The organism is Bradyrhizobium sp. SPXBL-02 (assembly GCF_051853065.1).
Classification (GTDB): domain Bacteria; phylum Pseudomonadota; class Alphaproteobacteria; order Rhizobiales; family Xanthobacteraceae; genus Bradyrhizobium.
The window spans coordinates 32702-48865 of the sequence record NZ_CP182474.1 but is presented as its reverse complement, the minus strand read 5'-3'; the positions used below and the strand labels follow the sequence as shown (position 1 = coordinate 48865).

The window sequence follows — 16164 nt, the reverse complement described above, 5'->3', positions numbered from 1 at the left end:
AACTTGCGCGCCCAGCGGGTCGGAGAAAATTCTGCTCGAATTGACGGCAAATGCAGGACACCCCGGCCGGTTTGGCCGGGGCGCAAAGGGGGGACTTCGCCTCAGATTTGCCGTTCGACCATCTTGAGCTTGAGCTCGGCGATGGCTTCGGCCGGGTTGAGGCCCTTCGGGCAGGCCTTGGCGCAGTTCATGATGGTGTGGCAGCGGTAGAGCCGGAACGGATCCTCGAGATTGTCGAGCCGCTCGCCAGTCGCCTCATCCCGCGAATCCGACACCCAGCGGTTGGCCTGGAGCAGCGCGGCGGGGCCGAGATAGCGCTCGCTGTTCCACCAATAGCTCGGGCAGGAGGTCGAGCAGCAGGCGCAGAGGATGCACTCGTAGAGACCGTCGAGCTTCTCGCGGTCCTCGTGGCTCTGGCGCCATTCCTTCTGCGGCGTCGGCGAGGTGGTCTTCAGCCAGGGCTCGACCGAGGCGTACTGCGCGTAGAAATTGGTGAGGTCAGGGACGAGGTCCTTCACCACCGGCTGGTGCGGCAGCGGGTTGATCTTCACCGCGCCGTCCTTCACGTCGTGCATCGACTTGGTGCAGGCCAGCGTGTTCTGGCCGTCGATGTTCATCGCGCAGGAGCCGCAGACGCCTTCGCGGCAGGAGCGGCGGAAGGTCAGCGACGGGTCGATGTGGTTCTTGATCCAGATCAGGCCGTCCAGCACCATCGGACCGCAATCATTGGTGTCGACATAATAGGTGTCGACGCTCGGATTCTTGCCGTCATCCGGATTCCAGCGATAGACCTTGAACTCGCGGAGCTCGGTCGCGCCCGCAGGCTTCGGCCAGGTCTTGCCGCCTGATATCTTGGAGTTCTTCGGAAGTGCGAATTCAACCATTCGATTAAGGCCTTCGCTGTTCGATCAATACAAGCGCGACGTTTAGTAAACGCGAGCTTTGGGCGGGATGTACTGAACGTCGTTGGTCATGGTGTAGTTGTGAACCGGGCGATACTCGATCCTGACCTTGCCGGCATCGTCCAGCCAGGCCAGCGTGTGCTTCATCCAGTTCTTGTCGTCGCGCTCCGAGAAGTCCTCGCGGGCATGGGCGCCGCGGCTCTCGGTGCGGTTGGCGGCCGAGTTCATCGTCACCACCGCCTGCGAGATCAGGTTGTCGAATTCCAGCGTCTCGACGAGGTCCGAATTCCACACCAGCGAGCGGTCGGACACGGCGATGTCGGTGATGCCGCTGTGGACCTTCGCGATCAGGTTCTGGCCTTCGCTCAGCACCTCGCCGGTGCGGAACACCGCGCAATTGTTCTGCATCACGTGCTGCATGCCTTCGCGCAGCTTTGCGGTCGGCGTGCCGCCCGAGGCGTAGCGGTAATGGTCGAGACGGCCGAGCGCCATCTCGGCCGAGTTCGCCGGCAGCTCGGGCTGCTCGGCGTTGGGCGTGAGCTTTTCCGCGAGGCGCAGCGCGGCGGCGCGGCCGAACACGACGAGGTCGATCAGCGAGTTGGAGCCGAGGCGGTTGGCGCCGTGCACGGAGACGCAGGCGGCTTCGCCGATCGCCATCAGGCCGGGGATCACCGCGTTGTCGTCGCCGTCCTTCTTGGTCAGCACCTCGCCGTGATAGTTCGTGGGGATGCCGCCCATGTTGTAATGCACGGTCGGCACGATCGGGATCGGCTCGCGCGTCACGTCGACATTGGCGAAGATCTTGGCCGATTCCGAGATGCCCGGCAGGCGCTCGGCGAGCACGGCCGGATCGAGATGGTCGAGATGCAGGAAGATATGGTCCTTCTTCTTGCCGACGCCCCGTCCTTCGCGGATCTCGATGGTCATCGCGCGCGAGACCACGTCGCGCGAGGCGAGGTCCTTGGCCGACGGCGCGTAGCGCTCCATGAAGCGCTCGCCCTCGGAGTTGACGAGATAGCCGCCTTCGCCGCGCGCACCCTCGGTGACGAGACAGCCCGAGCCGTAGATGCCGGTCGGATGGAACTGGACGAACTCCATGTCCTGCATCGGCAGGCCGGCGCGCAGCACCATGCCGCCGCCGTCGCCGGTGCAGGTGTGCGCCGAGGTGCAGGAGGCATAGGCGCGGCCGTAGCCGCCGGTCGCCAGGATCGTGGTCTGGGCGCGGAAGCGATGCAGCGTGCCGTCGTCGAGCTTGAGCGCGATGACGCCGCGGCAGGTGCCCTGGTCGTCCATGATCAGGTCGATGGCGAAGAACTCGATGAAGAACTCGGCCGCGTGGCGCAGCGACTGACCGTACATCGTGTGCAGCATGGCGTGGCCGGTGCGGTCGGCGGCGGCGCAGGTGCGCTGCGCCTGGCTCTTGCCGAACTCGGTGGTCATGCCGCCGAACGGACGCTGGTAGATCTTGCCGTCCTCGGTGCGCGAGAACGGCACGCCCCAATGCTCGAGCTCGTAGACCGCGTCGGGCGCGTTGCGCACCATGTATTCGATTGCATCCTGGTCACCGAGCCAGTCCGACCCCTTCACGGTGTCGTACATGTGCCAGCGCCAGTCGTCCTTGTGCATGTTGCCGAGCGAAGCGGAGATGCCGCCCTGCGCCGCGACCGTGTGTGACCGGGTCGGAAACACTTTCGTAATGCAGGCGGTGCGGAGGCCGGCCTCGCTGCAGCCGACGACCGCGCGCAGGCCCGCGCCGCCGGCGCCGACCACGACGACGTCATAGGTGTGGTCTTCGATCGGATAGGCTTTTCCGTTGGTGGCGGGAGCGCCGTTGCCCTTGCCATTCGTCTCAGCGGCCATGGGTTACACTCCGGAAGAAAGCTTCAGGATCGCATAGGTCGAGGCGAGCGCCACGGCGACCGAGAAGAAATTGTTGAGCATGATCGCGGTGAGCTTCAGCTTCTCGTTATGGACGTAGTCCTCGATCACCACCTGCATGCCGATCTTCATGTGCCAGGCGCTGGCGAAGATGAAGAGGAGCAGGATCACCGCAACGGGAATGGAGCTCAGGGTCTGCGCCGCGTAGACCTGGTTGCGGCCGAGCAGCATCATGATGATCACCAGCGCGGGGATCATCAGCAGCGTCATGGCAACGCCGGTGATGCGCTGGCGCCAGAAATCGGTCGTGCCGGAATGCGCGGCGCCGAGATTGCGGACGCGCCCGAGCGGCGTGCGCATCGAGGGACGCTTCGGAGAGCCGTGGGATTCGTCAAAGCTCATCGGCCGCCTCCGTTCGCATAGGCGATGATCCAGATCAGCACCGTCAGCGCGATGCCGCCGATCAGGGCGCCCCAGGTCAGCGCTTCGCGCTCATTGGCCTTGAAGCCGTAGCCGAGATCCCAGACGAAATGCCGGATGCCGCTGAGCATATGGTGCATCAGGGCCCAGGTGTAGCCGAACACGATCAGCCGGCCGATGATGCTGCCGGAGAAGGCCTGGACATGGGCATAGGCGGCCGGGCCGGAGGCCGCGGCAACCAGCCACCAGACCAGCAGCAGGGTTCCGACATAGAGGGCGATACCGGTGGCACGATGGACGATGGACAGGGCCATCGTCAGCGTCCAGCGATAGGTTTGGATGTGCGGCGAAAGCGGTCGTTCGATCCGTGCGGTCATGGGCGGCTTTTGATGTTTGTTGCGGCCCAGCATGGGGCGCGCGGGGATCGCGAGAGGTCGGCTCTATTTACGGAGTCGATTTGGCCTGCGCAATCACCAAATCGCCATAAACGGAACCTGGGTTCAGCTCTATGGCCTTGATGAACCAAGGCCAATCAAGGTCTTGGTATACCAGCATATCGGTCCGCCAACGAACGTGTGAATATAAGTTCACTTTTTGATTCCGAGCGTATGGCGCATTGAAATCACTATTGGAACGCCTCTAAGCCGCCTCGGGCCCCGTGATCGCAACTCGCGAGGGGCATCGCCGAGGGTGAACCAGCCCGGCTGCCGCCCCATCGCGGTGCTCGCCGCGCGCCACGGTTCCTGCAGCGCGGGCGGATATGCGCAGCCTGCATTCCACCCCAGCCGGGCCCCGCGACGCGTCGACCGCCGAAATCGGATCGCCTACAGCTGCCGATGCGGCCGGCTCCGAACGTGCGTATCGGGCGGGCAGACCGGGCGCCGGGCAGGTCTGAGGTGATTGCAGGTCTTGATATCAGGGACATTGTCGAGCTCGCGCTGTTGCTGATCGCAACCGGCGCGCTCTCGGGATTTCTGGCCGGCGTGTTCGGCATCGGCGGCGGCGCGATTCTCGTGCCGGTGTTCTACGAATGCTTCCGCATCGCCGGCGTGCCGCTGGAGGTGCGGATGCCGCTCTGTGTCGGCACTTCGCTCGCCGTGATCATCCCCACCTCGATCCGCTCGTTCCAGGCGCATTACAAGCGCGACGCCGTCGACATGGCGATCCTGCGGGTCTGGTGGCTGCCGATCCTGATCGGCGTCATCGCCGGCAGCGTGGTCGCGCGCTTCGCGCCGGAGCGGCTGTTCAAGATCGTATTCGTCGCCGTCGCCTGGTCAGCCGCGGTCCGGCTGATCTTCGCCCGCGAGATCTGGAAGCTCGGCGATGATCTGCCGAAGGGCGGATTGATGCGCGTCTACGGCTTCTGTGTCGGCATCCTCTCGACCCTGATGGGCATCGGCGGCGGCCTGTTCTCGAACCTGCTGATGACCTTCTACAGCCGTCCCATTCATCAGGCGGTCGCGACCTCCTCGGCGCTCGCGGTGCTGATCTCCATCCCCGGCGCGCTCGGCTACATCTATGCCGGCCGGCCTGCTGCCGCGAACTATCCGGCCGTCGCAGCGCTGCAAGTGCCATTCGCGCTCGGCTACGTCTCGCTGATCGGCGCCGTGCTGGTGATGCCGATGAGCCTCGTCACCGCGCCGCTGGGCGTGAGAGCAGCGCATGCGATGTCGAAGCGCGCGCTGGAGATGGCGTTCGGGTGCTATCTGTTGATCGTCGGCAGCCGGTTTGTGCTGAGCTTGGTCGGCGGGCTGTAAGGGGTTGGGGCGCGCGCCCCACACACTCAGTGTCATTCCCCGCGAAGGCGGGGAATCCAGTATTCCAGAGGCGACAGTGATTGAACGAGAGGTCGCGGCGTACTGGATGCCCCGCCTTCGCGGGGCATGACAGCGAGCGGGGGGCGCGCCTAAAGCTCGCGCCCCTCACTTCCTCGCGTAGATATCCTTGTACGTCTCGCGCAAGACATTCTTCTGCACCTTGCCCATCGTGTTGCGCGGCAGCTCGTCGACCACGAACACCCGCTTCGGCATCTTGAATTTCGCGAGGCGCCCTTCGAGGCCCTTCAGCACGGCTGCTTCATCGATGCTCGCGCCGGGCTGGCGCACCAGCACCGCGGTGACGCCCTCGCCGAAATCGGCATGCGGCACGCCGATCACGGCGGACTCCACCACGCCGGGCATGGCGTCGATCTCGCTCTCGATTTCCTTCGGGTACACGTTGAAGCCGCCCGAGATCACGAGATCCTTGCCGCGGCCGAGGATGTGCACGTAACCCTTCGCATCGATCTTGCCGAGGTCGCCGGTGATGAAGAAGCCATCAGGCCGGAACTCGGCCTTGGTCTTCTCCGGCATGCGCCAATAGCCCTTGAAGACGTTCGGCCCCTTCACCTCGATCATGCCGATTTCGTCGCGCGGCAGCTCTTTCCCCGTCTCGGGATCAGTGACGCGCACAGAGACGCCCGGCAGCGGGAAGCCGACCGCGCCGGGCACGCGCTCGCCGTCATAGGGATTCGACGTGTTCATGTTGGTTTCGGTCATGCCGTAGCGCTCGAGCACGGCATGTCCGGTGCGCGCCGACCATTCGCGATGGGTCTCGGCCAAGAGCGGCGCCGAGCCCGAGATGAACAGCCGCATGTGCTTGGTCGTCTCATGCGACAGCGCGGGGTTCTGCAGCAGGCGGGTGTAGAAGGTCGGCACACCCATCAGCACCGTCGCGCGTGCCATCAGCTTGATGATCAGGTCCGGATCGAGCTTCGGCAGGAAGATCATCGAGGCGCGCGCGAACAGCGTCACGTTGGTCGCCACGAACAGGCCGTGGGTGTGGTAGATCGGCAGCGCGTGGATCAGGACGTCCCTATCGGTGAAGCGCCAATAGTCGACGAGCGAAAGCGAGTTGGACGCCAGATTGTCATGCGTCAGCATGGCGCCCTTGGAGCGGCCGGTGGTGCCCGAGGTGTAGAGGATCGCGGCGAGATCGTCGTTTTCACGCGGCACTGTCGTGAACTCGCGGCTCGCTCTGTCGGCGGCTTCCGTCAGCGAGCCCTTGCCGTCAGCCCCGAGCGTCTCGACCTTCGCGTTCACCTTGGCGGCGATCGGGGCGAGCCCTTCCGCCTTGGCGGGATCGCAGACCACGAGCGACGGCTCGGCATCGCCGATGAAGTAGTCGAGCTCGTTGAGCGTATAGGCCGTGTTCAGCGGCAGATAGACCGCGCCGGCGCGCACCGTGCCGAGATAGAGCACGATGTTGGCGACCGACTTCTCCACCTGCACCGCGACGCGGTCGCCGGGCTTCACGCCGCGGGCGACCAGCACGTTCGCCATCTGGCCCGCGCGCGCGATCAGATCGCCATAGCTGATATGGGCGCCGTCATGCGTCTCGATCGCGAGCCGCTTCTGATCGGCGAGGCCCTCGAACAGGCGGGAAAACAGGTTGGCGTTGGCAGCTTGGTTCATGCAACATTCCTCGCCGGCACAGGCCGGTCAAAACCGAGGGCTGGATTAGCAAAAACCGCCCCGATGAAGCAACGGAGACAGTTTGCATGTCAAAAAGCGGGAAACGCGTGGCCTGGGTCGGGCGGTGGCAGCGGGATCGGGGAGGCCGGCGCCGAGGCGCTAGCGGCCGACGGCTGGACGGTAGTGGTGTCCGGCCGGCGCAAGGATGCGCTGGAGGCCGTGGTGGCGAACATCACTGGGGAAGGTGGGGCGGCCGAGGCCATTGCACTCGACGTCTCCAGCGCGGCCGCAGCCCAGAAGGCAGCCGACCAGATCGTCGCAAAGCACGGCCGCATCGACCTCCTCGTCAACAATGCCGGCATCAATGTTCCCAAGCGCAGCTGGAAGGACATGGAGCTGGAAGGCTGGGACAGACTGGTCCAGGTCAATCTCAACGGCGTGCTCTATTGCATGCGCGCGGTGCTGCCGACGATGCGCAAGCAGCAAGACGGCGCAATCATCAACGTCTCGTCCTGGGCCGGCCGCCACGTCTCGAAGATGCCGGGCCCGGCCTACACCACTACCAAACATGCGGTGCTGGCGCTGACGCATTCCTTCAACATGGACGAATGCGTCAACGGCCTGCGCGCCTGCTGCCTGATGCCGGGCGAGGTGGCGACGCCGATCCTGAAGCTGCGTCCGGTGGTGCCGAGCGAAGCGGAGCAGGCGAAGATGCTGCAATCGGAAGACCTCGGCCGCACCATCGCCTTCATCGCGGGCATGCCGGCCAGAGTCTGCATCAACGAAGTGCTGATCAGCCCGACGCATAATCGCGGATTCATCCAGACCCCGAACAACAGGGATTGAGGCGAGGCGGAGCCGCAAACTCGTCATTGCGAGCGAAGCGAAGCAATCCAGAAATGTGCCCGCGGAGACAGTCTGGATTGCTTCGTCGCAAGGGCTCCTCGCAATGACGGCGGATGGGCCCCCACGAACATCCCCGCCGATAGTTTCACCCATCACAAAGAATTTTTCCTCGAAACCGCACCACAAACCCTCCCGTAGTTCGGTCCAACGACGGCACTGCTGCATCACCCCTCGACTGTCACAGGCGCCGTTGTTGCCCCAACTCAACGCCGGCCATCGCCGGTCTCAATTCAATCGGGAGACTTTCTCATGTCGAAGCGCATTGCCTATCTCGCTGCCGCCGCCTTCAGCGCCCTGGCCATCACTGCGACCGTCGTCGCGCCCGCAAGCGCCGAGGAAAAGACCGTCATGGTCGGCGGCGCCGCGATGTTCCCCTCGAAGAACATCGTCCAGAACGCGGTCAACTCCAAGGACCACACCACGCTGGTGGCGGCGGTGAAGGCCGCGGGCCTCGTGCCGACGCTCGAAAGCAAGGGCCCGTTCACCGTGTTCGCGCCGACCAACGCCGCCTTCGGCAAGCTGCCGGCCGGCACCGTCGACAGCCTCGTCAAGCCCGAGAACAAGGCGACGCTGACCAAGATCCTCACCTACCATGTCGTGCCCGGCAAGCTCGAAGCCTCCGACCTCACCGACGGCAAGAAGCTGAAGACGGCGGAAGGCGAGGAGCTGACGGTGAAGAAGATGGACGGCAAGGTCTGGATCGTCGACGCCAAGGGCGGCACCTCCATGGTGACGATCTCCAACGTCAACCAGTCCAACGGCGTGATCCATGTGGTCGACACCGTGCTGATGCCGGCCTCGTAACACCGCGCGATCCTGTTTCATCCCCGAACAGGATGGTCTCAGACCGCGAGCCGGGGATACCCGGCTCGCTTTTTTGTGACCACAATAGCCTCGCGGCATCGATTCGATGGCGGGCGGGATGTAACGAAAGCCGAAACACCGGCGTATAATTGCTGTCACACGACCTCAGAATGGAACCCGCCATGGCGAGCCTCACAGTCACCGACGAGCAGGTCACGGCTATCAAGTCCAAAGTGATCCAGCCGACCTGGGTGCGGGTCATGCACTGGGTCAACGCTTTCGCCATGATCCTGATGATCCTGTCGGGCTGGCAGATCTACAACGCCTCGCCGCTGTTCGACTTCCGCTTTCCGCGCGAGTACACGCTCGGCGGCTGGCTCGGTGGCGGCCTGCTCTGGCACTTTGCGGCGATGTGGCTCTTGATGATCAACGGCCTCGCCTATCTCATCACCGGCTTCGCCACCGGCCGCTTCCGCAAGAAACTGCTGCCGATCACGCCGTCGGGCGTGCTCCACGACGTCAGGGCTGCCCTGACCTTCAAGCTCGGCCATGACGATCTCACCGTCTACAATTACGTGCAGCGCCTGCTCTATGCCGGCATCATCGTGGTCGGCGTGCTGATCGTGCTCTCAGGCCTCGGCATGTGGAAGCCGGTGCAGCTCTATTATCTCGTGATGTTGTTCGGCGACTATCCGACCGCGCGCTACGTGCACTTCTTCTGCATGGCCGCGATCTGCGCCTTCCTCGTCGTTCACGTCCTGCTCGCGCTGCTGGTGCCGAAGAGCCTGCGCGCGATGATCATTGGCCGCTGATTAGGAGAATTATCATGGCCAAGCGTCCGTTTCTGATCCCCGGCGTCGACAAACGATTGCTGATCAAGGACTCCATCAAGACCATGCCCGACGTCACCCGCCGCCGCTTCATCGCCGGCGGCGCCAGCCTGGGCGCGCTGACGCTGCTGACAGGCTGCGACGTCGTCGACTCGTCCTCGGCCGAGGAGATGCTGAAGAGCGTCTCGAAGTTCAACGACGCGGTGCAGGCCTTCATCTTCAATCCCGACGCGCTGGCGCCGACCTTCCCCGAGAGCGCGATCACAAAACCGTTCCCGTTCAACGCCTATTACGATCTCGACGACGCGCCCGAGGTCTCGGCCGCGGACTGGAAGCTCGAGGTGCGCGGCCTCGTCGACAACAAGAAGTCCTGGACGCTGGAGGAGCTCTACAAGCTGCCGCAGGTGACGCAGATCACGCGACACATCTGTGTGGAGGGCTGGAGCGCGATCGGCAGCTGGACCGGCACGCCCTTGCGCGATTTCCTGAAACTGGTCGGCGCCGACACGCGCGCGAAATATGTCTGGTTCCAGTGCGCCGACAAGGACGGCTACAACTCGCCGCTGGACATGCGCGGCGCGCTGCATCCGCAGACGCAGATGACGTTCAAATACGCAAACGAGATCCTGCCGCGCGCCTACGGCTTCCCGATGAAGATCCGCGTGCCGACCAAGCTCGGCTTCAAGAACCCGAAATACGTGGTCTCGATGGAAGTCACCAACGACTACAAGGGCGGCTATTGGGAAGACCAGGGGTATAATTCGTTCAGTGGGAGTTGAGGCGAACTCCACTGCCGTAGGGCGGATTAGCGAAGCGTAATCCGCCATGCGTCCGCGCTTGCCGAACGAAGTTGGTGGATTACGCTTCGCTAATCCACCCTACGGCACCGTCTATTTGGCTGGGCCCACCTTGCGCTGGCACAGCGCCGCTACCGCCCCCAGCGCCAGCAGCGCCGCCGACACATTCAGCGCGTAGCTCAAGCTCCCCAGCGCATCGGTGATCGCGCCGACCACGATCGGCCCGAGCGTCTGGCCGACGCCGAACGAGATGGTCATCGCCGCGATGGCGGTCGGCCACACAGGCGGCGCATAGTTGAAGCGGACGAAGGCGGTGGTCGAGCCGACCACGGCGAAGAAGGCGACGCCGAATACAACCGCGGAGACCGCGAGCCAAGCCGGCGAATGCCCGAGCATCGGCAGGGCTGCGCCCAGCGCGTTGGTGCCGAGGATGATGGCGGTGGCAAGTCCGCCGCGATCGAGCGCCAGCACGGCGCGCCAGGCCCAGGGCGTCACGAAGGCGGACAGGCCGATCAGGCTCCAGAACGCCGCCTGCGCCGCGGCTCCGCCGCCGCCGTCGCGCACATAGGCGATCATGAAGGTCATGTAGGCGATGTAGCCCGCGCCGAACAGGAAATAGGCGGCGAGATAAATCAGCACGGGCAGGATCGCGAACGCGGTGTGGCCGCCTTCCGAGAAGCGCGCGCCGCTCTCGATGCGGATCAGGAACAGCGGCACGGTCATCGCGACCGACAGCAGCGTCAGCGCCCACCAGACGATCCACCACGAGCCCGGCCCGAAATATTGCAGCGTGAACGGAGCGATCAGCCCCGAGGACAGAATGCCGATGCCGGGCCCGGCATAGAACAGGCTCAGCAGGAAATTGGCCCGCTCCGGACGCGACTGGGCGATGGTGGCGGCAAGCGCGCCGCCGGCGACGAAGCCGGCCGCCGCGCCCAGGCCCAGCACGAGGCGCGCCAGGCTCAGTGCCACGAAATTGCCGGTCAGTGCGCAGGTCGCGAGCGCGGCGACGCAGGCGAGGGTTCCGCCGCGGATCGCGGCGGCCCAGCCGACGCGCTGGATCAGGCGGGAGGCCACCAGCGCGCCGACGAGATAGCCGACGGCGTTGATCGTGTTCATGAAACCGGCCGCCGAGTAGGACCAGCCGAGGTCCTCCCGCATATCCGGCAGCACCAGCGCATAGGCAAAGCGGCCGATGCCGAGCCCGACCGTCGCTGCCAGCGACAGGGTCAGGATCAGCCGCGCGGGATGCGCGTCGGGCAGGGGGCGATCAGGCGCGTGCAAGGGGTACTCCGGCCTGCCCAGTGTGGCAGGCCCCGCCCCCCTTGCACAGCCGCACCCCGGCAATGGTGTCTTGCCAAGCGTGCAACGCCGCTCTAGCACTCCGGCCGACCTGTCATTCCGGGGCGCACGCGAAGCGGGCGAGCCCGGAATCCATAACCCCGGCTGGTGGTTATGGATTCCGGGCCCGCGCATCCAAGTCGGCTGTTGCCGACTTGGACAACCAAGATGCCGAACTCGGGTAAACCCGAGGTCGGCGGCGCGTCCCGGAATGACGAGAGAGGATCAAGAAGGACACGACCATGGCGACCCACAAATTGCTGCTGCTCCCCGGCGACGGTATCGGCCCCGAGGTGATGGGCGAGGTGAAGCGGCTGATCGACTGGCTCAATGCGGCCGGGATCGCCAAGTTCGAGACCGACACCGGCCTCGTCGGCGGCTCCGCCTATGACGCGCACAAGGTCTCGATCTCCGAGGGCGACATGGCCAAGGCCAAGGACGCCGACGCTGTGATTTTTGGTGCGGTCGGCGGCCCGAAGTGGGATGCCGTGCCTTACGAGGTGCGCCCGGAAGCCGGCCTCTTGCGCCTGCGCAAGGATCTCGCTTTGTTCGCCAACCTCCGCCCGGCCGTGTGCTACCCGGCGCTGGCGGATGCCTCGAGCCTGAAGCGCGAGGCGGTCGAGGGCCTCGACATCGTCATCGTGCGCGAGCTCACCGGCGGCGTCTATTTCGGCGAGCCGAAGACCATCACCGATCTCGGCAACGGCCAGAAGCGCGCCATCGATACCCAGGTCTACGACACCTATGAGATCGAGCGCATCGGCCGCGTCGCCTTCGAGCTTGCCAGAAAGCGCAAGAACAAGGTGACGTCGATGGAGAAGCGCAACGTCATGAAGTCGGGCGTGCTCTGGAACGAGGTCATGACCCAGGTCCACAAGCGCGAATATCCCGACGTCACGCTCGAGCATCAGCTCGCCGATTCCGGCGGCATGATGCTGGTGAAGTGGCCGAAGCAGTTCGACGTCATCGTCACCGACAATCTGTTCGGCGACATGCTGTCCGACATCGCGGCGATGCTCACCGGCTCGCTCGGCATGCTGCCCTCGGCCTCGCTCGGCGAGGTCGACGTCAAGACCAAGAAGCGCAAGGCGCTGTACGAGCCCGTGCACGGCTCGGCCCCCGACATCGCCGGCAAGGGCCTCGCCAATCCCATCGCGATGATCTCGTCCTTCGGCATGGCGCTGCGCTATTCCTTCGACATGGGCGATCTCGCCGACAAGGTCGACCAGGCGATCGCCGCCGTGCTCGCCAGCGGCCTGCGCACCGCCGACATCAAGTCGGAAGGTACCACGTCCGCCTCGACCACGCAGATGGGCGAAGCGATCCTGAAGGAATTGCAGAAGCTGCACGCGTAAGCGGAAAGCACAGAAACGTAGGGTGGGTTAGCCATGCGGCCTGCGCGAAGCGCAGACTGCAAGGCGTAACCCACCTCTTCTGTTCTCCGCGGAAACCAGAGTGGTGGGTTACGCTGCGCTAACCCATCCTACGCACCTGTTCTCGGAGCCCGCTCATGGATGCCTCACCCCGCCCCAAGATCGCGGAAACCATCATCCATGAGACGGTGCGCTTGCGCGAGGCGCAGATCGGGCGGCGCTGCGAGGTGCTCGCGGGCACGCGCATCGAATATGCTTCGCTCGGCGACTACTCCTATCTCGGCGAGAATTGCGACGTCGCCGACGCCGTGATCGGCAAGTTCACGGCGATCGCCAATTCGGTGCGGATCGGTGCGCCGAACCATCCGATGGGCCGTCCCTCGCAGCACCGCTTCACCTATGTCCCCGAATATTACGAGGCGGGCGCGACGCGCGACCGCGACTTCTTCGCAGGTAGGCGCGGCGACCGGGTGATCGTCGGCAACGATGTCTGGATCGGCCACGCCGCCATCCTGCTGCCGGGCGTGAGCGTCGGCGACGGCGCGGTGATCGCCGCGGGCGCGGTCGTCAGCCGCGATGTCGCGCCCTACACCATTGTCGGCGGCGTTCCCGCCCGTCCCATCCGCAAGCGCTTTGACGGGTCCGTTGCCGCAAGCCTGCGCCGCATTGCCTGGTGGGATTGGCCGGATGAGCTGATCTTCGAGGTCCTCGGCGATTTCCGCTCGGAAGCGATCGAGGAGTTTTGCAGGCGCTACGATCCGGCTGCGAAAGCGTAGCCTCAAGCCGTCATTGCGAGGAGCGAAGCGACGAAGCAATCCGGAATCTGCCCGCAGAGAGTTCTGGATTGCTTCGCTGCGCTCGCAATGACGAGGGAGAGGCAGGTGTGCCCTACGGCATCTCGCCAAAACAAAAATGGCCGGACTTCGGCCCGGCCATTTTGACTTCAAGTCGACCCGCCTCAGTACAGCGGGAAGTTCTGCGGATAGCCGCCGACATCCTGCGGCGGCGAGAGCGGCTGGCGGTCGATCGGACGGTTGAGGTTCTCGCGGGCGAAGGACGGATAGCCCACGGCCGGCGGGAAGGCGTAGTCGGTGAACTTGCGGTCGCCCGGATTGACCTCGGTGCCGCCGTCGAGCCAGGAGCGCTTGCTCACATAGATGCGGGTGCGGCCCTGCTGGTAGACCGCGTTGGGGCCGCTCGGGCCGTAATAGGGCCGGCCGCGCTCGTCATAGCGCTGCTTGGTCCTGGTCTCGGCGGAAGCCGGGGTCGCGAACGCGATGGCAATCGCGGCGCCCGCCGCAAGCAATGTCGCCAGTTTGTTCGCGGCAGAAAATTTCAAGCTCATCACGTCCCCTTCAGGCGGCAGGCCGCCAGTCGATTTCACCCCATACTAGCCCGGCCAGGGCGGATGCAACTAGGTCAATTGGGTCACACCAGCGCGGAATAATCGTGCGCGCCGGCAAAAGTTGCATGCAAACCAGCCACTTGAGCTTGATGCAGAATCCTTGATGCAGGTCAAAGCGCTCCGCGCAATTGCGCGTTCGCGGCGCCGAGCAGCCAGTCCGGCGAGCCCTGCGGGGCACAGCCGCGGCGCCTGAGCTCGGCATGGGCGAACAATTCGGCCAGCTTCGGCTCGTTGCCCGAGGCCAGCAGCGTGAGCCGGTTCAGCGTGCAGGCGATCGCCGCGCGGCGGGCGGGCAAGCTGTCGCCCTGGCAAGAGAAGCCGGAGATCTGCAAGCCTGGCTCCTCATAGCGCTTGAGATAGCCGAGGCAGGCCCGCGTCCCCTCCGCCGCGCCGACCGGTCGGAACAGGGCAACGGGGCCTAATTTGGTGTCGATCAGGCCGGCCTGCTCGAGCGGGGCATCCGCACCCAAACCCATCTGAGCGGCCAAGCCTGCGGCTGCCGGCCGCGTCACGTCGAATTCGGCGCCCTGGCGGTAGATTTCGAGCTCGGCCACCGGCTTGTCCGCCGCGTCGGTCCAGCGCAGCACGTCCCTGCGGCCGCCTTCGGGATGCCGAAAGATGGTGTAAGAGGCTGTTTTCTCTGATGAATCGATCCGACTGACGGCGAAGCGCGGATGCGAGCGGTCTGCCGTAGTCCAGCTTGGCTTGTCCGCGGGACCGTCACCGCGCAGGTCAGGCAGCTGTCCCAGGCCTGCGAGGGCGAGGATGGCAAACAGGGCGAGCGCCCCCACATACACGACCAGATGCGCGAGCGTGCCGACCACCTCATCGGCGATAGCCAAAAGCCTCAGCTGGATCTGGGTAGGGCTAACGGCCGTGCTGGCCTCAGGCGACTGCATCCACGTCCCTAAGGCATGGTCTTGACGTTGTCTTGAGGCCGGTTCTCGCATAGAAGCGCTGCTCTTCCTGTTTAAGCGTCAGCTTCGGGAACGGGCTTTTTCATCGGAGAGTGAACGATGGGTTACAAAGTCGCAGTCGTCGGCGCGACCGGCAATGTCGGTCGGGAAATGCTCAACATCCTGGATGAGCGCAAATTCCCCGCGGACGAGGTCGTGGCCCTGGCGTCGCGCCGCAGCGTCGGCGTCGAGGTCTCCTATGGCGACCGCACCCTGAAGGTCAAAGCGCTCGAGCATTACGACTTCTCCGACGTCGACATCTGCCTGATGTCGGCGGGCGGGTCGGTGTCGAAGGAATGGTCGCCGAAGATCGGCGCCGCCGGCGCCGTGGTGATCGACAATTCCTCGGCCTGGCGCATGGACCCGGACGTGCCGCTGATCGTGCCCGAGGTGAATGCGGCCGCGACCGAAGGCTTCAAGAAGAAGAACATCATCGCCAACCCGAACTGCTCGACCGCGCAGCTCGTGGTCGCGCTCAAGCCGCTGCACGAGAAGGCGACGATCAAGCGCGTCGTGGTCTCGACCTATCAATCGGTGTCGGGCGCCGGCAAGGACGCGATGGACGAATTGTTCTCCCAGACCAAGGCCGTCTACACCAATGACGAGCTGGTCGCGAAGAAATTCCCCAAGCGCATCGCCTTCAACGTCATTCCCCACATCGACGTCTTCATGGAGGACGGATACACCAAGGAAGAGTGGAAGATGATGGCGGAGACCAAGAAGATCCTGGATCCCAAGATCAAGCTCTCCGCCACCTGCGTGCGCGTGCCTGTGTTCGTCGGCCATTCCGAGGCCGTCAACATCGAGTTCGAGAATCCGATCACCGCCGATGAAGCGCGCAACATCCTGCGCGTGGCGCCGGGCTGCCTCGTCATCGACAAGCAGGAGCCCGGCGGCTACGCCACGCCGTATGAAGCGGCCGGCGAGGACGCGACTTACATCAGCCGCATCCGCGAGGACGCGACGGTGGAGAACGGCCTCGTGCTCTGGTGCGTGTCCGACAACTTACGCAAAGGCGCTGCCCTCAACGCGATCCAGATCGCGGAAGTGCTGATCAACCGCAAGCTGATCACCGCGAAGCAGAAGGCAGCGTAAGGGGC

15 protein-coding genes and 1 pseudogene are annotated in these 16164 nt (G+C 64.7%); 8 read left to right on the top strand and 8 right to left on the bottom strand.

Features of this window, described 5'->3' with window-relative positions:
* Window positions 1–101 precede the first annotated feature (101 nt).
* Genes ACNJYD_RS00215 through sdhC form a run of 4 tightly spaced genes read right to left on the bottom strand, consistent with a single transcriptional unit; the run spans window position 102 to window position 3577 of the window.
* Window positions 102–884: a succinate dehydrogenase iron-sulfur subunit gene (locus ACNJYD_RS00215; RefSeq protein ID WP_172788004.1), complete on the bottom strand. Its 783-nt coding sequence runs from the start codon at window positions 882–884 to the stop codon at window positions 102–104.
* Between the two features lie 42 nt (window positions 885–926).
* Window positions 927–2762 carry a succinate dehydrogenase flavoprotein subunit gene (sdhA, locus tag ACNJYD_RS00210; protein WP_212255555.1) on the bottom strand — a complete coding sequence of 612 codons (1836 nt, stop codon included), beginning with the start codon at window positions 2760–2762 and terminating at the stop codon, window positions 927–929.
* Between the two features lie 3 nt (window positions 2763–2765).
* Entirely contained in the window at window positions 2766–3182 is a 417-nt protein-coding gene (gene sdhD / locus ACNJYD_RS00205) for a succinate dehydrogenase, hydrophobic membrane anchor protein (RefSeq protein WP_246504571.1), read from the bottom strand.
* On the bottom strand, window positions 3179–3577 hold the full coding sequence (gene sdhC, locus ACNJYD_RS00200; RefSeq protein WP_172788002.1) for a succinate dehydrogenase, cytochrome b556 subunit: 399 nt from the start codon (window positions 3575–3577) through the stop codon (window positions 3179–3181). Before sdhC ends, sdhD begins: the two co-directional genes overlap by 4 nt.
* A 519-nt stretch (window positions 3578–4096) precedes the next feature.
* Here sdhC and ACNJYD_RS00195 point away from each other — a divergent pair.
* Window positions 4097–4957 carry a sulfite exporter TauE/SafE family protein gene (locus tag ACNJYD_RS00195; protein ID WP_439365026.1) on the top strand — a complete coding sequence of 287 codons (861 nt, stop codon included), beginning with the start codon at window positions 4097–4099 and terminating at the stop codon, window positions 4955–4957.
* Between the two features lie 165 nt (window positions 4958–5122).
* Here the strand turns inward: ACNJYD_RS00195 and ACNJYD_RS00190 are convergent, their stop codons facing one another.
* A complete protein-coding gene (locus ACNJYD_RS00190) occupies window positions 5123–6652 on the bottom strand; it encodes a malonate--CoA ligase (protein ID WP_439365024.1) in 1530 nt (509 codons plus the stop codon).
* Between the two features lie 86 nt (window positions 6653–6738).
* On the opposite strand from ACNJYD_RS00190, the pseudogene ACNJYD_RS00185 reads away from it, so the two are divergent.
* The 4 genes and pseudogenes from ACNJYD_RS00185 (at window position 6739) to ACNJYD_RS00170 (ending at window position 9971) form a co-directional block, all read left to right on the top strand.
* Window positions 6739–7498 (top strand): annotated as a pseudogene (locus ACNJYD_RS00185) (SDR family oxidoreductase).
* 309 nt (window positions 7499–7807) lie between these two features.
* Window positions 7808–8362, top strand: coding sequence for a fasciclin domain-containing protein (locus ACNJYD_RS00180; RefSeq protein WP_212255572.1), 555 nt, complete (start codon window positions 7808–7810; stop codon window positions 8360–8362).
* 182 nt (window positions 8363–8544) lie between these two features.
* A complete protein-coding gene (locus ACNJYD_RS00175; RefSeq protein ID WP_439365022.1) occupies window positions 8545–9174 on the top strand; it encodes a cytochrome b/b6 domain-containing protein in 630 nt (209 codons plus the stop codon).
* A 14-nt stretch (window positions 9175–9188) separates the two neighbouring features.
* Complete coding sequence (locus tag ACNJYD_RS00170; protein WP_439365021.1) at window positions 9189–9971, top strand: molybdopterin-binding protein; 783 nt, start codon at window positions 9189–9191, stop codon at window positions 9969–9971.
* A 111-nt stretch (window positions 9972–10082) separates the two neighbouring features.
* On the opposite strand, the gene ACNJYD_RS00165 is transcribed toward ACNJYD_RS00170, so the two are convergent.
* Complete coding sequence (locus tag ACNJYD_RS00165) at window positions 10083–11273, bottom strand: YbfB/YjiJ family MFS transporter (protein ID WP_439365019.1); 1191 nt, start codon at window positions 11271–11273, stop codon at window positions 10083–10085.
* Between the two features lie 299 nt (window positions 11274–11572).
* On the opposite strand from ACNJYD_RS00165, the gene leuB reads away from it, so the two are divergent.
* On the top strand, window positions 11573–12685 hold the full coding sequence (gene leuB / locus ACNJYD_RS00160) for a 3-isopropylmalate dehydrogenase (protein WP_260381391.1): 1113 nt from the start codon (window positions 11573–11575) through the stop codon (window positions 12683–12685).
* Window positions 12686–12840: 155 nt separating this feature from the next.
* Window positions 12841–13479, top strand: coding sequence for a DapH/DapD/GlmU-related protein (locus tag ACNJYD_RS00155; protein WP_439365017.1), 639 nt, complete (start codon window positions 12841–12843; stop codon window positions 13477–13479).
* Window positions 13480–13661: 182 nt separating this feature from the next.
* Here ACNJYD_RS00155 and ACNJYD_RS00150 read toward each other — a convergent pair whose 3' ends face one another.
* Window positions 13662–14048 carry a hypothetical protein gene (locus tag ACNJYD_RS00150; protein WP_212255578.1) on the bottom strand — a complete coding sequence of 129 codons (387 nt, stop codon included), beginning with the start codon at window positions 14046–14048 and terminating at the stop codon, window positions 13662–13664.
* A 170-nt stretch (window positions 14049–14218) separates the two neighbouring features.
* On the bottom strand, window positions 14219–15007 hold the full coding sequence (locus ACNJYD_RS00145) for a hypothetical protein (protein ID WP_212255579.1): 789 nt from the start codon (window positions 15005–15007) through the stop codon (window positions 14219–14221).
* Window positions 15008–15124: 117 nt separating this feature from the next.
* Between ACNJYD_RS00145 and ACNJYD_RS00140 the strand changes: the two genes are divergently transcribed.
* Window positions 15125–16159 carry an aspartate-semialdehyde dehydrogenase gene (locus ACNJYD_RS00140; protein WP_036002717.1) on the top strand — a complete coding sequence of 345 codons (1035 nt, stop codon included), beginning with the start codon at window positions 15125–15127 and terminating at the stop codon, window positions 16157–16159.
* Window positions 16160–16164 lie beyond the last annotated feature (5 nt).

What these genes read in the sequence shown, in the direction of transcription:
- ACNJYD_RS00215 (WP_172788004.1), bottom strand. Translation starts at nt 884, where the DNA reads ATGGTTGAATTCGCACTTCCGAAGAACTCCAAGATATCAGGCGGCAAG.
- ACNJYD_RS00180 (WP_212255572.1), top strand. Translation starts at nt 7,808, where the DNA reads ATGTCGAAGCGCATTGCCTATCTCGCTGCCGCCGCCTTCAGCGCCCTG.
- ACNJYD_RS00190 (WP_439365024.1), bottom strand. Translation starts at nt 6,652, where the DNA reads ATGAACCAAGCTGCCAACGCCAACCTGTTTTCCCGCCTGTTCGAGGGC.
- sdhD (WP_246504571.1), bottom strand. Translation starts at nt 3,182, where the DNA reads ATGAGCTTTGACGAATCCCACGGCTCTCCGAAGCGTCCCTCGATGCGC.
- ACNJYD_RS00170 (WP_439365021.1), top strand. Translation starts at nt 9,189, where the DNA reads ATGGCCAAGCGTCCGTTTCTGATCCCCGGCGTCGACAAACGATTGCTG.
- leuB (WP_260381391.1), top strand. Translation starts at nt 11,573, where the DNA reads ATGGCGACCCACAAATTGCTGCTGCTCCCCGGCGACGGTATCGGCCCC.
- ACNJYD_RS00175 (WP_439365022.1), top strand. Translation starts at nt 8,545, where the DNA reads ATGGCGAGCCTCACAGTCACCGACGAGCAGGTCACGGCTATCAAGTCC.
- ACNJYD_RS00155 (WP_439365017.1), top strand. Translation starts at nt 12,841, where the DNA reads ATGGATGCCTCACCCCGCCCCAAGATCGCGGAAACCATCATCCATGAG.
- sdhC (WP_172788002.1), bottom strand. Translation starts at nt 3,577, where the DNA reads ATGACCGCACGGATCGAACGACCGCTTTCGCCGCACATCCAAACCTAT.
- ACNJYD_RS00145 (WP_212255579.1), bottom strand. Translation starts at nt 15,007, where the DNA reads ATGCAGTCGCCTGAGGCCAGCACGGCCGTTAGCCCTACCCAGATCCAG.
- ACNJYD_RS00140 (WP_036002717.1), top strand. Translation starts at nt 15,125, where the DNA reads ATGGGTTACAAAGTCGCAGTCGTCGGCGCGACCGGCAATGTCGGTCGG.
- ACNJYD_RS00150 (WP_212255578.1), bottom strand. Translation starts at nt 14,048, where the DNA reads ATGAGCTTGAAATTTTCTGCCGCGAACAAACTGGCGACATTGCTTGCG.
- sdhA (WP_212255555.1), bottom strand. Translation starts at nt 2,762, where the DNA reads ATGGCCGCTGAGACGAATGGCAAGGGCAACGGCGCTCCCGCCACCAAC.